Here is an 18409-nt window from a genome sequence, read left to right on the forward strand (position 1 = left end):
GCGTAAAGCCGCCACGGGCGGCGTCCCTCTTTGACCATGACGGCTGCGGCCAAGACCGCCCCCAAGGAGAAAGCCGATGCGCGCCCTCTATCTACCCCTGCTGCTGGCCCTTGCCTGCACCTCGGCCCAGGCGGCCAAGCTGGACCATATCGAGCCCGGTAACTGGTGGGTGGGTATGCATGACCCCGAAGTGCAGCTGATGGTCTACGGCGAGGACATAGGCAAGGCCAAGGTCAGCCTGGCCCCCTATGCCGGGGTAAGGCTTGCCAAGGTGCAGCCCGTCGAGAGCCCCAACTACCTCTTTCTGACGTTGGACGTTGGCCCCCAGGCCAAGGCCGGCAAGCTGGATCTGCGCTTCGACGAGGGCGGCGCCATCATCCATAGGGCCTACCCGCTTTGGCAGCGCCAGCCTGGATCTGCCCAGCGCCAGGGCTTCTCGGCCAAGGACGTCATCTACCTCATCACTCCGGACCGCTTCAGCGACGGCGACCCCGGCAACGACAATGTGTCTGGCTACCTGGACAAGGCTGATCGTGCCAACAAGGACGGCCGCCACGGTGGCGATCTCAAGGGCATCATGAACCACCTGGACTACCTGCAGCGGCTGGGGGTCACCCAACTGTGGCTGACGCCCGTGGTGGAAAACGCCATGCCGAGCTACAGCTACCACGGCTATTCGGCCACCGACTTCTACAAGGTGGATCCGCGCTTCGGCAGCAACGCCCAGTACCGGGAGCTGGCCAAGGAAGCCAAGGCCAAGGGCCTGGGCCTCATCATCGACGTGGTGCTCAACCACATCGGCGATCAGCACCCCTGGGTGAAGGACAGGCCCACCCGGGACTGGATCCACGGCGACAAGTTCGCGCCCACCAACCACAGGCGCGAGACGCTCCATGACCCCCACGTGGCCGAGGCCGACCAGCAACAGTTCAACGACGGCTGGTTCGTGCCCTCCATGCCGGATCTCAACCAGCGCAACCCGCTGCTGGCCCGTTACCTCATCCAGAACAGCATCTGGTGGGTGGAATACGCCGGCCTCTCCGGCATTCGCATCGACACCTGGTCCTATTCCGATAGGGACTTCCTGGCCAAATGGAGCGCCGCCCTGCTGGCGGAATACCCCCATCTGAACATGGTGGCGGAGGAGTGGGCCACGGATCCGGCCATGGTCGCCTATTGGCAGAAGGGCAACCAGCCCAAGGACGGCTATGTCAGCAACTTGCCGTCGCTGATGGATTTCCCCCTGCAATCGGCCCTGGTCAAGGGCCTGGCCGAGCCCGAGAGCTGGAACAGCGGCATCACCGGCCTTTACCAGGTGCTGGCGGATGACTTCCTCTACAGCGACCCCGGCAACCTCGTTGTCTTCGCCGACAACCACGACATGAGCCGTATCGCCGCCCAGCTCCATGGCGACGGGCGGCTCTGGAAGATGGCCCTGACCTTTATCCTCACCACCAGGGGCATCCCCGAGATCTTCTATGGCACCGAGCTGGCCATGAGCAGCCCACAGCAGCGAGACGACGGCAAGGTGCGCGCCGACTTCCCCGGCGGCTGGGCCGGCGACAAGGTGGATGCCTTCACCGGCAAGGGCCTGTCGCCCAAGCAGCTGGAGGCCCAAGGCTTTGTCCGCAAGCTGCTGAACTGGCGCAAGGATTCCGCCGCCCTCACCACCGGCAGCCTGGTGCAGTACGTGCCGCAAAACGGCGTCTATTGTTACTTCCGCGAGGCGCCGAGCCAGCGGGTGATGGTGGTGATGAACAAGAACGACAAGGGCATGACCCTGGACATGGGCCGCTTCAAGGACGACCTCAAGGGCCATCAGCAGGCTTTGGACGTGCTCACCGGCAAGATCTATGACCTCGGCGGCAGCCTAGCACTGCCCGCCAAGACCGCTTTGGTACTGGAACTCAAATAATGACAAAGACCCCCTTCAAACTGGCGCCCCTGGCGGCCCCCCTGGCCCTACTGCTGCTGGCCGGCTGCGCCAGTGAGCCTTATCAACTGTCTCCTGACCACCTGGCATTGCAGGCCAAAGGCGGTGAGCTGGTACTCACCCCTTTGAGTGACGACAGCCTGCAGGTGGAGTATCGGGAAAAGGGCCTGCCCCAGCCGGCCTCCCGCGCCCTGTTGCCCCACGGCGCCGTCAAGGCCCACTTCGAAGACCAGGGCGACCACTGGGTTTACCAGCTGCCGGCCCTGCGCGCCGAAATAGACAAGCAGAGCCTGCACATCAGCTACTACAAGGGTAAGCGCCTGCTGCTCTCGGAGAGCACGGGTTTCCTGGCGCCCGCAGGGGCACCCTTGAAGGACGCCAAGGGCGTGGAGCTTGGCTTCAAGCTGCAGGACGGTGAGAAGCTGATGGGCGGCGGCGAGCGGGTGCTGGGCATGGACAGGCGCGGCCACAAGCTGCCCCTCTACAATAAGGCCAGCTACGGCTACACCACGGAAGCGGCGCAGATGTATTACAGCCTGCCCATGGTGATCTCATCCAACAAGTACCTGCTGCTGTTCGACAACACGGCTTCAGGCGAGATGGATCTCGGTGCCGGCCAGAAGGACCAGATGCAATTTTCCGCCGTCGGCGGGCGCCGTTCCTATGTGCTGGTGGCGGGGGAGCACTTCAAGGACCTCACCGAGGACTACACCAGCCTCACCGGCCACCAGCCGCTGCCGCCGCGTTGGGCGCTCGGCAACTTCGCTTCCCGCTTCGGCTACCACAGCGAGGCCGAGGCCCGCGATGTGGTGGCCCGTTTCAAGGCCGCCGGCATCCCCCTGGACGCCATAGTGCTGGATCTCTACTGGTTCGGTAAGGACGTCAAGGGCCACATGGGCAACCTGGACTGGGACAAGGCGGCCTTCCCGACCCCCGAGAAGATGATTGCCGATTTCAAGAAAGAGGGCGTCAAGACGGTGCTGATCACCGAGCCCTTCATCCTCACCACCTCCAAGTGCTGGGATGAAGCCGTCAAGGCCGGCGCCATCACCCCGGACGCCACCGGCAAGCCCGCCACCTACGATTTCTACTTCGGCCATACCGGCCTGGTGGATGTCTTCTCACAAAAAGGCCGCGACTGGTTCTGGGGCAAGTACCAACAGCTGCTGGACCAGGGCGTGGCTGGCTTCTGGGGCGACCTCGGCGAGCCCGAAGTCCACCCTGCCAACCTGGTTCATGCCGAAGGCAGCGCCGATGAGCTGCACAACGCCTACGGCCACCGCTGGGCCCAGATGGTGTTCGAGCGCAGCCGCAAGGCCCAGCCCCAGAACAGGCCCTTTATCCTGATGCGCAGCGGCTACGCCGGCTCCCAGCGCTTCGGCATGATGCCCTGGACCGGGGATGTCAGCCGCAGCTGGGGCGGCTTCAAGCCCCAGGTGGAGCTGGCGTTGCAGATGGGGGCCCAGGGCCTCGGCTACATCCACTCCGACCTCGGTGGCTTTGCCGGTGGCGACAAGTTCGACCCCGAGCTTTACCTGCGCTGGCTGCAATATGGCGTCTTCCAGCCGGTGTTCAGGCCTCATGCCCAGGAAGAAATTGCCCCAGAGCCCGTCTTCCACGACGCCCAGATCCAGAAGCTGGTGGGGGACTACGTCAAGCTGCGCTACAGCCTGCTGCCCTACAACTACACGCTGGCCTTCGAGAACAGCCAGAGTGGGCTGCCGCTGATGCGCTCCCTGATGCTGGAAAGCGACGATGTGAAGGATTTCGACAACAGCCACAGCTACTTCTGGGGCGACGCCTTCCTGGTAACCCCCGTCACCGAGCAGGGCGCCAGGACTGTCACCACCCAGCTGCCCAAGGGCGCCTGGTTCGATTTCTGGAGCGGTAAGCGCGTTGAAGGCGGCCGCAGCTACACCAGGCCTACCCAGGTGGAAAACCTGCCGGTGCTGGTCAAGGCCGGCAGCTTCGTGCCCATGGTCGACCCCGTACAGAGCACCGACAGCTACTCCAGCAAGGATCTGACCCTCCATTACTGGGCCGACGCCAGCGTCCCAGCGGCCAAGGGCCAGATGTACGAGGATGACGGCAAGACCTTCGGCGCCTTTGCCAAGGGCCAGTACCAGTTGCTGCAGTTCCAAGCTTCGCAAGACAAGGCGCTCAAGCTGCAGCTCTCCAGTGCGGGCCAGGGCTACCCCGGCATGCCCAAGGTGCGTGAGCTCACCCTGAAGGTGCACCACGTCGGCGCCGTCAAAGCGGTGAGCCTCGGTGGTCAGCCGCTCAGCTTCAGGGTCGACGGCGATCTCTTGACCACCCATTTTTCCTGGGACGGCAGTCAGGCCGTCGTGACCATCCAATAAGGGATCACCATGAAAAAACTCTCCTCCATCGCCCTCTGCCTGTCCCTGGCAGCCTGTGCCCAGGCCCAGACCCAGGAGCTGGCGGCCCGACAGGCCGCCGCGCCCCTGGCCGGCAAGCCGGTGATCTACCAGATGTTCACCCGCCTCTTCGGTAACAAGAACGAGAACCGCACCCCCTGGGGCACCATAGAGCAGAACGGCGTCGGCAAGTTCGCCGACATCAACGACGCCGCCCTGGCGTCCATCAAGGCCTTGGGTGCCACCTACATCTGGTACACGGGGGTGCCCGAGCATGCCCAGGTCACCGACTACAGCGCCTTTGGCATAGCGGCTGACGACCCGGACGTGGTCAAGGGCCGCGCCGGCTCCCCTTACGCCGTCAAGGACTACTACAGCGTCGACCCGGACCTGGCCACAGATCCCGCCAAGCGCGTCCAGGAGTTCGAGGCCCTCATAAAGCGCACCCATGCCCACGGCATGAAGGTGATCATGGACATAGTGCCCAACCATGTGGCGCGCCGTTACCACTCTACAGTCCACCCCGAGCGGGATTTTGGCCTGCATGACGACCGCAGCGTCGTCTACAAACGGGACAACAACTTCTATTACGTGCCCGGCAAGGCCTTCGAAGTGCCCAAGGGTGACGTGCCCCTGGACGGCCAGAAACATCCGCTGGCGGACGGCAAGTTCGACGAGAACCCGGCCAAGTGGACCGGCAACGGCTCCCGCAGCCCCCAACCCGATGTCAACGACTGGTTTGAAACGGTCAAGATCAACTACGGGGTCAAGCCCGACGGCAGCGATGATTTCCCCAGCCTGCCGGCCGGTTTCGACAAGAAAGACTACCAAGCCCATTACGCCTTCTGGCAGGGCAAGAAGGTGCCGGACAGCTGGGTCAAGTACCGCGACATCGCCCTTTATTGGCTGGACAAGGGCGTGGATGGCTTCCGCTACGACGTCGCCGAGATGGTGCCTGTGGCCTTCTGGAGCTACATGAACAGTGCCATCAAGATGAAGAACCCCCAGGCCCTGCTGATGGCCGAGGTCTACAACCCCAAGCAGTACCGGGACTATATCCGCCTCGGCAAGATGGACTACCTCTACGACAAGGTGGACACCTACGACAGCCTGAGGGCCATCATCCAGGGCAAGGAAGGCACTGCCGTGTTGGCGGGCATCATGGGCAAATATGCCGACATCAGCGCCCACCAGCTGCACTTTTTGGAAAACCATGACGAGCAGCGCATCGCCAGCCCCGACTTTGCCGGCGACCCGGTCAAAGCCGAGCCGGCCATGGTGGTCTCAGCCCTGATGGACAGAGGCGCCACCATGGTTTACTTCGGCCAAGCCCTGGGCGAGGCGGCAAGCCAGGACGCCGGCTTCGGCAAGGCCAGCCGCACCAGCATCTTCGACTACTGGTCCGTGCCCAGCGTCCAGCGCTGGATGAACGGCGGCGCCTTCGACGGCGGCAAGCTGTCTGCGAAGGAAAAGCGCCTGCGCGCCTTCTACCAGCAGCTCTTGAACCTCAGCCACAGCGAGCCCGCCTTCCGCGGCGCCGGCCAGCCCCTGGCCCAGGCCGATGGCAAGCTCTTCAGCTTCGCCCGCTGGCAGGGCAAAGACAGGGTGCTGGTGGCGGCCAACTTCGCCGCCGAGCCCAGGACACTGGCTCTTGAGCTGCCCAAGGCCCTGCTGGCCGACTGGCAGTTGGCGGACGGCCGCTATCCGCTCAAGGATCTGCTGGGCTCTCTCGGCGCCGAGCTGGTGGTGGCAAAAGGGCAGGGCAGCCTGCGGCTGGCGTTGCCGCCCCTGGGCTCGGCCGTGCTCAAGCTCTAAGGGCACCAGGAATTGAAAAACCGGCTCTGGCCGGTTTTTTATTTGGTAATGGAGAATTAAAATTCATCTATGTGGGATTTTCATGCGCGCAGGCCGAACTGCTGACGTTAAGGTAAAGTGACAGAAATCGCAGCTTGGAGGCATTTTTGCCCACGAAAACCTTTGCGAAAACTTATCTGGACAAGGTTGCCTGACATCTATATCATACCGCCAATTTGCCAACAGCTCGGTAAAACGCATCGTTTTGATGCTCAGCTCCGATGGTAAGTTACTGATTTCTCTCAGTTACTAACTCTATGGAGGTTGTCTTGAGTCAGCTCGCGCTCTTGGTCCTTGAAGACGGGACCGTCTTCCGGGGCACGGCCATTGGGGCCACTGGAAAAGCGGTCGGGGAAGTGGTTTTTAATACTTCCATGACGGGTTACCAGGAAATTCTCACCGATCCCTCTTATTCCCAACAAATTGTCACTCTGACCTACCCCCATATAGGCAATACCGGCACCAACGCCGAAGACGAAGAGTCCCCCACCATTTGGGCCACCGGCCTGGTGATCCGCGACCTTCCCCTGGTTGCCTCCAACTTCCGTAACCAGGCCTCCCTCTCCGACTACCTCAAGGCCCGCAACATCGTTGCCATCGCCGACATCGACACCCGCAAGCTGACCCGCATACTGCGCGAGAAGGGCGCCCAGAACGGCTGCATCATCGCTGGCAACGTCGATGAAGCCGAGGCCCTGGCGGCCGCCAAGGATTTCCCTGGCCTCAAGGGCATGGACTTGGCCAAGGTGGTCTGCACCAAGGAAAACTACGGCTGGACAGAAGGCAGCTGGACCCTGGGTGAAGGCTTCAAGCAGTTCGGCGACGACCACTTCAAGTACCACGTTGTGGCTTACGACTTCGGCGTCAAACAGAACATTTTGCGCATGCTGGCCGACCGCGGCTGCAAGCTGACTGTAGTGCCGGCCGAGACCCCGGCCTCCGCAGTGCTGGCCCTGAACCCCGATGGCATCTTCCTCTCCAACGGCCCCGGTGACCCTGAGCCCTGCACCTACGCCATCGACGCCATCAAGGCCTTCCTGGAAACCGAGATCCCGGTGTTCGGTATCTGCCTCGGTCACCAGCTGCTGGCCCTGGCCTCTGGCGCCAAGACCATCAAGATGGGCCACGGCCACCACGGCGGTAACCACCCGGTCAAGGACCTGGACCGCGATGTGGTGATGATCACCGCCCAGAACCATGGCTTTGCCGTAGACGGCGACAGCCTGCCGGCCAACCTGCGTGCCACCCATGTGTCCCTCTTCGACGGCACCCTGCAGGGCATTCACCGTACCGACAAGGCGGCCTTCTCCTTCCAGGGCCACCCTGAGGCGAGCCCGGGCCCGCACGACGCGGCCCCGCTCTTCGACCACTTTATCGAACTGATGGCGGCCAGGGGGTAAATCATGCCGAAACGTACAGACATCCAAAGCATCCTGATCCTCGGCGCCGGCCCCATCGTTATCGGCCAGGCCTGCGAGTTCGACTACTCCGGTACCCAGGCCTGTAAGGCCCTGAAAGAAGAGGGTTACCGGGTCATACTGGTGAACTCCAACCCCGCCACCATCATGACCGACCCCAACATGGCCGATGCCACCTACATCGAGCCGGTGCACTGGGAAGTGGTGGCCAAGATCATCGAGAAAGAGCGCCCCGACGCCATACTGCCCACCATGGGCGGCCAGACGGCGCTCAACTGCGCCCTGGATCTGGACAAGCACGGTGTGCTGGCCAAGTTCGGCGTGCAGATGATCGGCGCCACCGCCGACGCCATCGACAAGGCCGAAGACCGTGAGCGCTTCGTCGAGGCCATGGCCAACATCAACCTGGATGTGCCCCGTGCCCGCATCGCCCACAGCTGGGAAGACTGCGAAGACATCATCGGTGACATAGGCCTGCCCTGCATCATCCGCCCCAGCTTCACCATGGGCGGCACCGGCGGCGGTATCGCCTACAACAAGGAAGAGTACGAAGAGATCTGCCGTCGCGGCCTGGATCTCAGCCCCACCAGCGAACTGCTCATCGACGAGAGCCTGATCGGCTGGAAGGAATACGAGATGGAGGTGGTTCGTGACAAGAACGACAACGCCATCATCGTCTGTTCCATCGAGAACTTCGACCCCATGGGCATCCACACCGGCGACTCCATCACAGTCGCCCCGGCCCAGACCCTGACCGACAAGGAATACCAGATCATGCGTAACGCCTCCCTGGCGGTACTGCGTGAGATTGGTGTCGAGACCGGCGGCTCCAACGTGCAGTTCGGGGTCAACCCCAAGAACGGCCGCATGGTGGTCATCGAGATGAACCCGCGGGTGTCTCGTTCTTCCGCCCTGGCCTCCAAGGCCACCGGCTTCCCCATCGCCAAGGTGGCGGCCAAGCTGGCCGTGGGTTACACGTTGGACGAGCTGATGAACGACATCACCGGCGGCAAGACCCCGGCGTCCTTCGAGCCGTCCATCGACTACGTGGTCACCAAGATACCGCGCTTCAACTTCGAGAAGTTCGCCGGTGCCAACGACCGCCTGACCACCCAGATGAAGTCCGTGGGCGAGGTGATGGCCATTGGCCGTAACCAGCAGGAGTCCCTGCAAAAAGCCCTGCGCGGCCTGGAAGTGGGCGCCACCGGTTTCGATCCCGTCCTGGACCTGGACGACCCCGAGGCCCTGGCCATACTGCGCCGCGAGCTCAAGGAAGCCGGTGCCGAGCGTATCTGGTACATCGCCGATGCCTTCAGGGCCGGCATGAGCGTCGACGGCGTCTTCAAGCTGACCAACATCGACCCCTGGTTCCTGGTGCAGATTGAAGAGCTGGTGAAGCTGGAGCAGCAGGTGGCCGACAAGGGCCTGGCTGGCCTCGACGCCGACTTCCTGCGCAAGCTCAAACGCAAGGGCTTCGGTGACGCCCGCCTGGCCGCCATCCTCGGCGTAGCCGAAAGCGAAGTGCGCAAAATCCGCCACAACAACGGCATCTTCCCCGTCTACAAGCGGGTGGATACCTGTGCGGCCGAGTTCGCCACCTCCACCGCCTACATGTACTCCAGCTACGACGAAGAGTGCGAGGCCAACCCCAGCGACCGCAAGAAGATCATGGTTATCGGCGGCGGCCCCAACCGTATCGGCCAGGGTATCGAGTTCGACTATTGCTGCGTCCACGCCGCCCTTGCCATGCGTGAAGACGGTTACGAGACCATCATGGTCAACTGCAACCCAGAGACCGTTTCCACCGACTACGACACCTCGGACCGCCTCTACTTCGAGCCGGTAACCTTCGAAGACGTGCTGGAGATAGTCCGGGTCGAACAGCCCAAGGGCGTCATAGTCCAGTACGGCGGCCAGACACCGCTGAAGCTGGCCCGTGCCCTGGAAGCGGCCGGGGTGCCCATCATCGGCACCAGCCCCGACGCCATCGACCGCAGTGAAGACCGCGAGCGTTTCCAGCAGGCCGTTGAGCGCCTCGGCCTCAAGCAGCCCGAGAACGCCACCGTCACCAACCTGGAGCAGGCCATAGTCCGCTCCCACGACATCGGCTTCCCGCTGGTGGTGCGCCCCTCCTACGTGCTGGGCGGCCGCGCCATGGAAATCGTCTATGACGAAGTGGATCTGCGCCGCTACATGACCGACGCCGTCAAGGTCTCCAACGACAGCCCAGTGCTGCTGGACCGCTTCCTGGACGACGCCGTGGAAGTGGACATCGACGCCATCTGCGACGGCAAGGACGTGCTGATCGGCGGCATCATGGAGCACATCGAGCAGGCAGGCGTCCACTCCGGCGACTCCGGCTGCTCACTGCCGCCCTACACCCTGTCCAAGGACGTCCAGGACAGGATGCGCGAGCAGGTGCGTAAGCTGGCCTTCGAACTGAACGTCATCGGCCTGATGAACATCCAGTTCGCGGTCAAGGACAACGAGATCTACCTCATCGAGGTCAACCCCCGCGCCTCCCGTACCGTGCCCTTCGTCTCCAAGGCCACTGGCCTGCCGCTGGCCAAAATTGCCGCCAGGGTCATGGCCGGCCAGTCCCTGGCCGAGCAGGGCGTGACCACAGAGGTGATTCCGCCTTACTACTGCGTCAAGGAAGCGGTGCTGCCCTTCGCCAAGTTCCCCGGCGTGGACCCCATCCTCGGCCCTGAGATGCGCTCCACAGGCGAAGTCATGGGGGTGGGCCAGAGCTTCGCCGAAGCTTACGCCAAGTCCCAGCTGGGTGCCGGCACCGTCACCCCCAAAGGGGGCAGGGCGCTGATCTCGGTCCGTGACACCGACAAGCCCCGCGCCGTCGAACTGGCCCGCAAGCTGCTGGAGCTGGGTTTCGAGCTGGACGCCACCCACGGCACCGCCGTCGTGCTGGGCGAAGCGGGCATCAACCCGCGCCTGGTCAACAAGGTGCACGAAGGCCGTCCACATATCCTGGACCGCATCAAGAACGGTGAGTACAGCTACATCATCAACACCACCGAAGGCCGCCAGGCCATCGAGGACTCCAAGGTGATGCGCCGCGGCGCCCTGATGAACAAGGTGAGCTATACCACTACCCTGAACGCCGCCTTCGCCACCTGCATGGGCCAGACAGTGTCTGACCGCGAGTCGGTGATTTCGGTGCAGGAGATGCACCAGCAGTGCTGAGCTAAGGCCCAGCCATGAAAAAGCCCGCCATCCGGCGGGCTTTTTTTTACCTGTCGTCTTTCTGTTGCACGTTTTTCAAACAACCGTCATCCCGCTTTCACGAAGCGGGGGCAGAGTTGATCGCGATCATGCTTTAACTGGATTTGCACAAAAATGTCATAAAAATTTAGAGCTGGAGCTCTAGATCTGAACTAGCGTTAAAAAATCGTCAATCTGCAAGGGGACACTTTGATGGAAAAAAGGAATGTCGCAGTCGTAACAGGAGCCAACGGTGGCATAGGTACAGCCATCTGCCGGGCTCTGGCCAAGGAAGGTTATCAAGTGGCGGCACTGTGCCGCTGTCCCCAGCGCGCCGAGCCCTGGCTGGAACAGGAGAAGGCCCTGGGTTATTCCCCCCGCCTGGTCATTGCCGATATCAAGGATCAGGACGCCATTTTCAGTGCCGTAGCGGTAGTGGAAGCCGAGATGGGCCCCATCGATCTGGTGGTCAACAATGCCGGTATCACCCGCGACAAGACCCTCAAGCGCATGCAGGAAGAGGACTGGCTGGACGTGATCCAGACCAACCTCACCGGCGCCTACCACCTGTGCCGCGCCGTGGTGGCCCCCATGTTGGAGCGCCAGTACGGCCGTATCATCAACATCAGTTCCATCAATGGCGAGAAGGGCCAGCTGGGGCAGACCAACTATGCCGCCGCCAAGGCGGGGCTGCATGGCCTGACCATGTCCCTGGCCCAGGAAGTGGCCAGCAAGGGCATCACCGTCAACACCATTTCCCCCGGCTACATCGCCACCGAGATGGTGATGGCGGTACCGGAGGAGATCCGCAACGCCATCATCAGCCAGATCCCCGTGGGCAGGCTGGGCAAGCCGGAAGAGATCGCCCGCATCGTCGCCTTCCTGGCGTCCCCAGAGGCCGGCTTCATCACAGGTTCCAACATCTCCGCCAATGGCGGACAACACATGCACTGAAAAGGAGAGCCACCATGTTTCAAGACTGGATCCGTCAAGCCAACAGCCAGCAACAAGACCTGCTCAAGCCCCTGTCCCAGATCAACACTGTGTTGCTGGACAACATGGCCAAGCTCAGCAAGTACCAGCTGGACACCATGGGCAGCTATACCCAGAGCCAGATCGACTTCGCCAAGAAGCTCAACGACGCCAACGCCAAGGGCGACACTGCCATGGTCGGCCAGGTGCAGATGAGCCAGATGGCCGAGCTCAACAAGCGCTTCATGCAGGATTGCAAGACGCTGCTGGAGCTCTCCGAGTCCTTCCGCAAAGACTTCAACCAGGTCTTTGCTGACATGGCCAAGGAAGAGGTCAAAGCCTGATATGCCCCATGACAATCCCTGGGAGGCCTGCTGGCCTCCCATATTGGCCATGGGTGATCAACTGGCGTCGGCGGCGGCCAGTCAACCCCAGGCTTTCTGGAAAGCCGGGGCCAACTGGTGGCAGGCCCAGACCCACCTGTGGCAAAACAGCGTCGAGCAGATGATGGAGGACGGCAAGCCGGAAGATCTGTGGCAGTACTTCCAGCAGAGCCACCGGCTGATCAGCGACTACTGGCAGGAAAGCATCGACAACCTCGATGGCTTGCCGGCCAAGGAGCGCAAGCAGCTGGCCTTCTGGACCCGCCAGTCCATGCAGCTCAACGATCCCGCCAACTACCTGTTGACCAACCCCAAGGTGCTGGCTAAGACAGTGGCCGAAGGAGGGGACAACCTGGTCCGTGGCCTCGAGGCCCTGATCAAGGACATGGACAACAGCCCTTTCGGCCTCAATGTGCCGCTGGGCAACACCGAACTCTACGAACTGGGCAAGGACCTGGCCCTGACCCCAGGCCAGGTGGTGCACCGCGAGCACCTTTTCGAACTGATCCAGTACGCCCCCAGCACCCCGGAGGTGCACAAGGTGCCGGTACTGATAGTGCCGCCCTGCATCAACAAGTACTACGTGCTGGATCTCAAGCCCGAGAACTCTTTCATCCGCCACCTGGTGGACCAAGGCTTCACTGTGCTGCTGATGTCCTGGCGCAATCCCACTGCCCAAGACTGGGAACTGGGGGTGGAGGACTACCTCCAGGCCGTGGTGGAGGCAACCAACAAGGTCAAGGACATCACCGAAGAGAGCCAACTTCATGCCCTGGGTTACTGCGTGGGCGGCACCTTGCTGTCGTTGGCCGCCGCCTGGCTGGCGGCCCGCGGTGCCAAGCGCTTCGCCAGCCTGACCTTGCTGACCACCCTGCTGGATTTCAGTGAGCCCGGCGAGCCCGGTCTGCTGCTGGTGCCTTCCCTGCTGGACGCCTTGATGAATGTGGTGGACCAGATGGGCTACATGGATGGCCGTTTGATGGCGACCGGCTTTTCGCTGCTGCGCGAACAGGAGCTTTACTGGCCGGCCTTCGTCAACCGTTACCTCCTGGGCCAGAAGCCGCCGGGTTACGACATACTGGTGTGGAACTCGGACGTGACTCACCTGCCGGCCCGTTTCTACCGCGAATACATCGAGAACACCTACCTTGAGAACCGCCTGGCCGAGCCCGGTAGCTGGAAGCTCGGCGGCTACAAGATGGACCTGCGCCGAGTCAAGGTGCCTCTCTATGTGATGGCGGCAGAAAAGGACCATATAGTGCCGCCCCAGAGCGCTTTCGCTTCGGCCGCCCTCATGGGGGGTAACAAGAAGCGGCTGGTGACCTCAGGCGCCGGCCATGTGGCCGGAGTGGTCAATCCGCCCGCCAAAGGCAAGTACGGCTATCGCGTCGAGGGGGAAGAGGGCGAGCATACCGGTTCCTGGTGGTTGGACTGGTACCGCTGGCTCTCTGATCTGGCCCCGGAACGGGTGCCGGCCCGTGAGATCCAGGGAGGCCTGGCTCCCGCCCCCGGGGATTACGTCAAAGCCCGAGTATGAAAAAACGCCCCTAGGGGCGTTTTTTGTTACTGGTTTTCCACTATGGGAATGAGCTCTATCTCGACCCGGCGGTTCTTGGCCCGGCCTTCGGCTGTGGCGTTGCTGGCGATGGGCTTGGTCTGGCCGTAGCCTACCGTTTCCAGGCGCTCCGGCATCACGCCGCGGCGAACCAGGTAGCTCTTGACGGAGCTGGCGCGGTTCTCGGACAGGGTCTGGTTGTAGGCGGCGGCCCCTGTGCTGTCGGTGTGGCCGGAGATCTCCACCATGGTCTTGGGGTACTTGTTGAGGGTGGTGGCCAGATCCCCCAGCACCGATTGGAACTCGGGTTTGACGTCGGCACGGTTGACGTCGAAGGTGATGCCGTTGGGGATGGTCAGTAGCAGGTTGTCGCCGTTGCGCTGCACGTCGATGCCGGTTCCTGCGGTCTGCTGGCGGATCTCGGCTTCCTGCTTGTCCATGTAGTTACCGACGGCAGCGCCGGCCAGGGCACCGACGGCGGCGCCGACCAGGGCGCGATCACGGTGATGGCTGCCGGTGGCCTTGCCCAATATGGCGCCCGCAATGGCGCCTATGGTGGCGCCTGTGGCCGTCTTGTTGGTGCGTTGCTCACCGGTCTGAGGGTCGACTGTGGTACAGCCGGCCATGGCAAGGGTGGCGGCCAGGGCAAAAACGCCGAGATGCTTGGTCTGGAACATATGGATATCTCCAAGGTTTTTCAGAATCTTATCAAAGCCATTCTGGCTGCAAGCAAGGGACCTCGGTGCCGTTCAGATTGACTTCAGTGATTGCGGATGTGCAAGGCGGGATGGAGGTCGATACGGCCGTCGGCATCGACGGTGATGTAGTGGCCACTGTGTTCCAGCACGGCCAGCGGGCTGTGGACTATGCCGCGAACAAAAAGCAACCTGGCCCCGACTTTCATCAAGGCGTAGACGGCGTCCAGCTGTAGCTCGTCCAATACTTCAAAGTTCTGCCGTAGATCCCTGGCTGTCAGTCTGCGCTCTGATGGGGGAATGGAAGGCGTCATTGTTGATGGCTCCCCTATTAGATGAACCTAATGAGTGTAGACTCCCGGCTTCGGTTGTTCTGGTGCTGACGGGCGACTTTTCGCTAGAATGCCGCAAAAGTATGACGCACCCAGCATAATCCTCAGGGTTTTGCCGGGTTGCTGTTGTCTGTTTTCGGCAAGTATTAGATGGAGAAGCCATGAAGCCGATCCCGATGACCCAGGTGGGTGCGGATAAACTGCGAGAAGAACTCAAGCACCTCAAAAGTGTGCGTCGGCCGCAGATCATCGAAGCCATCGCCACCGCCAGAGAGCTGGGCGATCTTAAGGAGAATGCTGAGTATCACGCCGCCCGTGAACAACAGAGCTTCTGTGAAGGCCGTATTCAGGAGATCGAAGGCAAGCTCAGCAATGTGCAGATCATCGATGTCACCAAGCTCACCAACAACGGCAAGGTGATCTTCGGCGCTACCGTGACCCTGCTGAACCTGGATACCGACGACGAGGTGACCTACCGCATCGTGGGTGACGACGAGGCCGACATCAAACAGAACCTGATCTCCGTCAGCTCCCCAATGGCCCGGGCCTTGATAGGCAAAGCCCTGGACGATGTGGCTGTGGTGGATACCCCTTCAGGCGGCAAGGAATTCGAGATCATCGAGGTCCAGTACCTCTAAATAAAAAAGGCCGCCAACGGCGGCCTTTTTCATGAGGTCCTGTCCTTAGCGGGGCAGGCGGATCACCGGCTCCTTGGCCGGGCGGTAGAAGACCAGAACATGGCCGATCTGCTGGACCTTGGTTGCCCCTGTTTGCTGGGCTATGGTCTCAAAGACCGCTTCTTTGAGTTCGCGGTCCTTGATGGGGGCCTTGACCTTGATGAGCTCGTGATGCTCCAGGGCCTGGTCGATTTCCGCCAGGACACCTTCGGTCAAACCGTTGTTGCCCAGCATGACGACCGGCTTGAGAGGATGCGCCAGGGCTTTGAGATGTTGCCGTTGTTTCGGCGTGAGTTCCATTGAGATGACCCTTGTGGGTTGAAAACCGCAATTTTATCGCCATTTATAGTTCAAGAGAAACGTCAAGAGAGATCCATGCCTAAGAAGAAGCGTTCCGCCAGTTCCTCGCGGTGGCTCAAAGAGCACTTTGACGACCCCTATGTTCTGGAAGCCCAGAAACGCGGGCTGCGTTCCAGGGCCGTTTTCAAGCTCGAGGAGATCCAGAGCAAAGACAGGCTGCTCCGCCCTGGCATGACGGTGGTGGACCTGGGCGCCGCCCCCGGCGGTTGGTCGCAGCTGGCCAGTGAGCTGGTGGGGGACCAGGGCGAAGTGATCGCCTGCGACATCCTGCCCATGGACCCTCTGCCCGGCGTCGCTTTCCTGCAAGGGGACTTCCGTGATGAGGCGGTGTTGGGGGCTCTCCTTGAGCGCATCGGCGGCCGCCAGGTGGACGTGGTGCTCTCCGACATGGCCCCCAACATGAGCGGTACCAAGGGTGTCGACCAGCCGCGCGCCATGTACTTGGTGGAGCTGGCCCTGGACATGTGTCACCAGGTGTTGGCACCGGGCGGCAGTTTCGCGGTCAAAGTCTTCATGGGTGAAGGCTTCGAGGAATACATGAAGGCGGTCAGGGCCGCTTTTACCGTCGTCAAGACCCGTAAACCCGATTCATCCCGATCAAGGTCATCGGAAGTCTACATTGTGGCGACAGGGTACAAGTTATAGTACCCTGCCGATTAGCGCGCCCCACAGCCTCAAGAGGTGCTTAAGTTGAGCGACATGGCTAAAAATCTCATCCTCTGGTTGGTCATCGCCGTCGTGCTGATGGCGGTTTTCCAGAGCTTCAACGGTACCGAGTCCGCCAATACCGGTGTCAGCTATACCCAATACCTCGACTGGAACGACAAGGGCCAGGTCAAGGAGATCCGTGTCGACAACAAGACCGGTGTGGTCAAAGGCCAGCTCAAAGATGGCCAGCGTTTCGAGACGGTGATCCCTGGCGGCTACGACAAGGATCTGATCAACGACTCCAAGGCCCATAACGTCGACGCCACCGGTATCAAGCCGGAAGGCCAGAGCCTGCTGACCAGCATCCTTATCTCCTGGTTCCCCATGCTGCTGCTGATCGGCGTCTGGGTCTTCTTCATGCGCCAGATGCAGGGCGGTGGCGGCAAGGGGGCCATGTCCTTCGGCAAGTCAAAGGCGCGGCTGCTCTCTGAAGATCAGGTCAAGACCACCTTCGCCGACGTCGCCGGTGTCGACGAGGCCAAGGAAGAAGTCTCCGAGCTGGTTGACTACCTGCGTGACCCTTCCAAGTTCCAGAAACTGGGCGGCAAGATCCCTAAAGGGGTGCTGATGGTGGGCCCCCCCGGTACAGGTAAGACCCTGCTGGCCAAGGCCATCGCCGGCGAAGCCAAGGTGCCTTTCTTCACCATCTCCGGTTCCGACTTCGTGGAAATGTTCGTGGGCGTCGGCGCTTCCCGTGTCCGCGACATGTTCGACCAGGCCAAGAAGGCCGCCCCCTGCATCATCTTCATCGATGAAATCGACGCCGTGGGCCGTCAGCGTGGCGCCGGCCTCGGCGGTGGTCATGACGAGCGTGAGCAAACCCTCAACCAGATGCTGGTGGAGATGGACGGCTTCGAAGGTAACGAAGGCATCATCGTCATCGCCGCCACCAACAGGCCCGACGTCCTTGACCCGGCCCTGCTGCGCCCCGGCCGTTTCGACCGCCAGGTCGTGGTAGGCCTGCCTGACGTCCGTGGCCGCGAGCAGATCCTCAAAGTCCACATGCGCAAGGTGCCGGTGGCCGACGACGTCGAGCCGGCCGTCATCGCCCGAGGCACCCCAGGCTTCTCTGGCGCCGACCTGGCCAACCTGGTCAACGAGGCCGCCCTCTTCGCCGCCCGCACCAACAAGCGGCTGGTGAGCATGGATGAGTTCGAGAAGGCCAAGGACAAGATCATGATGGGCGCCGAGCGCCGCTCCCTGGTCATGACCGAGAAGGAAAAGGAAATGACCGCCTACCACGAGGCCGGCCATGCCATCGTCGGTCGCCTGGTACCTGAGCACGACCCCGTCTACAAGGTCTCCATCATTCCCCGTGGCCGCGCCCTGGGCGTGACCATGTACCTGCCCGAGCGCGACAGGGTCAGCCACTCCAAGCAGCAGTTGGAGAGCATGATCTCCAGCCTGTTCGGCGGCCGCCTGGCCGAGGAGATCATCTATGGTCCCGAGATGGTGACCACTGGTGCCTCCAACGACATCGAGCGGGCCACCGACATTGCCCGCAAGATGGTGACCCAATGGGGCCTGTCCGAGAAGATGGGGCCCATGCTCTACGCCGACGATGAAGGTGAAGTCTTCCTGGGCCGCAGTGCTGCCAAGAGCAAGCACATGTCCGATGACACCGCCCGCGCCATCGACGAAGAGATCAAGCATCTCATCGACCGCAACTACCAGCGCTCCAAGAAGATCCTGGAAGACAACATGGACATTCTCCATGCCATGAAGGATGCGCTGATGAAGTACGAGACCATAGACGCCAAGCAGATAGACGATCTGATGGAGCGCCGCGAGGTCAGGGCCCCTGCCGACTGGCAACCGCCCAAATCGGACGACAGCCCCACTCCCAAGGCCGGCTCGCCACTGAGGCCGACCGGCGGTGAGGCTCCCGCCAATTGATGTCAAACCCCGAGCTTGCTCGGGGTTTT

14 protein-coding genes are annotated in these 18409 nt (G+C 61.9%); 11 read left to right on the plus strand and 3 right to left on the minus strand.

Annotation, left to right across the window (positions count from 1 at the left end; genetic code table 11):
* The first annotated feature begins 76 nt into the window (after positions 1 to 76).
* From PVT67_RS04850 to PVT67_RS04885, 8 genes are all read left to right on the plus strand, one after another.
* Positions 77 to 1915 carry a glycoside hydrolase family 13 protein gene (locus PVT67_RS04850; RefSeq protein WP_301498408.1) on the plus strand — a complete coding sequence of 613 codons (1839 nt, stop codon included), beginning with the start codon at positions 77 to 79 and terminating at the stop codon, positions 1913 to 1915.
* On the plus strand, positions 1915 to 4293 hold the full coding sequence (locus PVT67_RS04855; RefSeq protein WP_301498410.1) for a glycoside hydrolase family 31 protein: 2379 nt from the start codon (positions 1915 to 1917) through the stop codon (positions 4291 to 4293). Before PVT67_RS04850 ends, PVT67_RS04855 begins: the two co-directional genes overlap by 1 nt.
* A gap of 9 nt (positions 4294 to 4302) precedes the next feature.
* A complete protein-coding gene (locus PVT67_RS04860; RefSeq protein ID WP_301498413.1) occupies positions 4303 to 6126 on the plus strand; it encodes an alpha-amylase family protein in 1824 nt (607 codons plus the stop codon).
* Between the two features lie 308 nt (positions 6127 to 6434).
* The gene (gene carA, locus PVT67_RS04865) at positions 6435 to 7565 is read left to right on the plus strand and encodes a glutamine-hydrolyzing carbamoyl-phosphate synthase small subunit (RefSeq protein ID WP_301498414.1); all 1131 of its coding nucleotides are present in this window, start codon (positions 6435 to 6437) and stop codon (positions 7563 to 7565) included.
* 3 nt (positions 7566 to 7568) lie between these two features.
* On the plus strand, positions 7569 to 10784 hold the full coding sequence (carB, locus tag PVT67_RS04870; protein ID WP_301498416.1) for a carbamoyl-phosphate synthase large subunit: 3216 nt from the start codon (positions 7569 to 7571) through the stop codon (positions 10782 to 10784).
* A gap of 231 nt (positions 10785 to 11015) precedes the next feature.
* A complete protein-coding gene (gene phbB, locus PVT67_RS04875) occupies positions 11016 to 11756 on the plus strand; it encodes an acetoacetyl-CoA reductase (protein WP_301498419.1) in 741 nt (246 codons plus the stop codon).
* A 14-nt stretch (positions 11757 to 11770) separates the two neighbouring features.
* The gene (locus PVT67_RS04880) at positions 11771 to 12118 is read left to right on the plus strand and encodes a phasin family protein (RefSeq protein WP_301498421.1); all 348 of its coding nucleotides are present in this window, start codon (positions 11771 to 11773) and stop codon (positions 12116 to 12118) included.
* A gap of 49 nt (positions 12119 to 12167) precedes the next feature.
* Complete coding sequence (locus PVT67_RS04885; RefSeq protein WP_301498423.1) at positions 12168 to 13694, plus strand: PHA/PHB synthase family protein; 1527 nt, start codon at positions 12168 to 12170, stop codon at positions 13692 to 13694.
* A gap of 26 nt (positions 13695 to 13720) precedes the next feature.
* Here PVT67_RS04885 and PVT67_RS04890 read toward each other — a convergent pair whose 3' ends face one another.
* Together PVT67_RS04890 and PVT67_RS04895 are read right to left on the minus strand one after the other, a co-directional pair.
* The gene (locus PVT67_RS04890) at positions 13721 to 14389 is read right to left on the minus strand and encodes a YiaD family glycine zipper/OmpA-like lipoprotein (protein ID WP_301498425.1); all 669 of its coding nucleotides are present in this window, start codon (positions 14387 to 14389) and stop codon (positions 13721 to 13723) included.
* Between the two features lie 83 nt (positions 14390 to 14472).
* Positions 14473 to 14652, minus strand: coding sequence for a hypothetical protein (locus PVT67_RS04895; RefSeq protein ID WP_301498427.1), 180 nt, complete (start codon positions 14650 to 14652; stop codon positions 14473 to 14475).
* A 248-nt stretch (positions 14653 to 14900) separates the two neighbouring features.
* Between PVT67_RS04895 and greA the strand changes: the two genes are divergently transcribed.
* Positions 14901 to 15377, plus strand: coding sequence for a transcription elongation factor GreA (gene greA / locus PVT67_RS04900; protein ID WP_301498429.1), 477 nt, complete (start codon positions 14901 to 14903; stop codon positions 15375 to 15377).
* A gap of 45 nt (positions 15378 to 15422) precedes the next feature.
* Here greA and yhbY read toward each other — a convergent pair whose 3' ends face one another.
* The gene (gene yhbY / locus PVT67_RS04905; protein ID WP_301498431.1) at positions 15423 to 15716 is read right to left on the minus strand and encodes a ribosome assembly RNA-binding protein YhbY; all 294 of its coding nucleotides are present in this window, start codon (positions 15714 to 15716) and stop codon (positions 15423 to 15425) included.
* Positions 15717 to 15791: 75 nt separating this feature from the next.
* Here yhbY and rlmE point away from each other — a divergent pair, with 75 nt between their 5' ends.
* Positions 15792 to 16421: a 23S rRNA (uridine(2552)-2'-O)-methyltransferase RlmE gene (gene rlmE, locus PVT67_RS04910; protein ID WP_301498434.1), complete on the plus strand. Its 630-nt coding sequence runs from the start codon at positions 15792 to 15794 to the stop codon at positions 16419 to 16421.
* Between the two features lie 45 nt (positions 16422 to 16466).
* Entirely contained in the window at positions 16467 to 18380 is a 1914-nt protein-coding gene (gene ftsH / locus PVT67_RS04915) for an ATP-dependent zinc metalloprotease FtsH (protein ID WP_301498436.1), read from the plus strand.
* The last annotated feature ends 29 nt before the right edge of the window (positions 18381 to 18409 follow it).

It is taken from the genome of Gallaecimonas kandeliae, assembly GCF_030450055.1.
In the GTDB taxonomy this organism is placed as follows: Bacteria; Pseudomonadota; Gammaproteobacteria; order Enterobacterales; family Gallaecimonadaceae; genus Gallaecimonas; species Gallaecimonas kandeliae.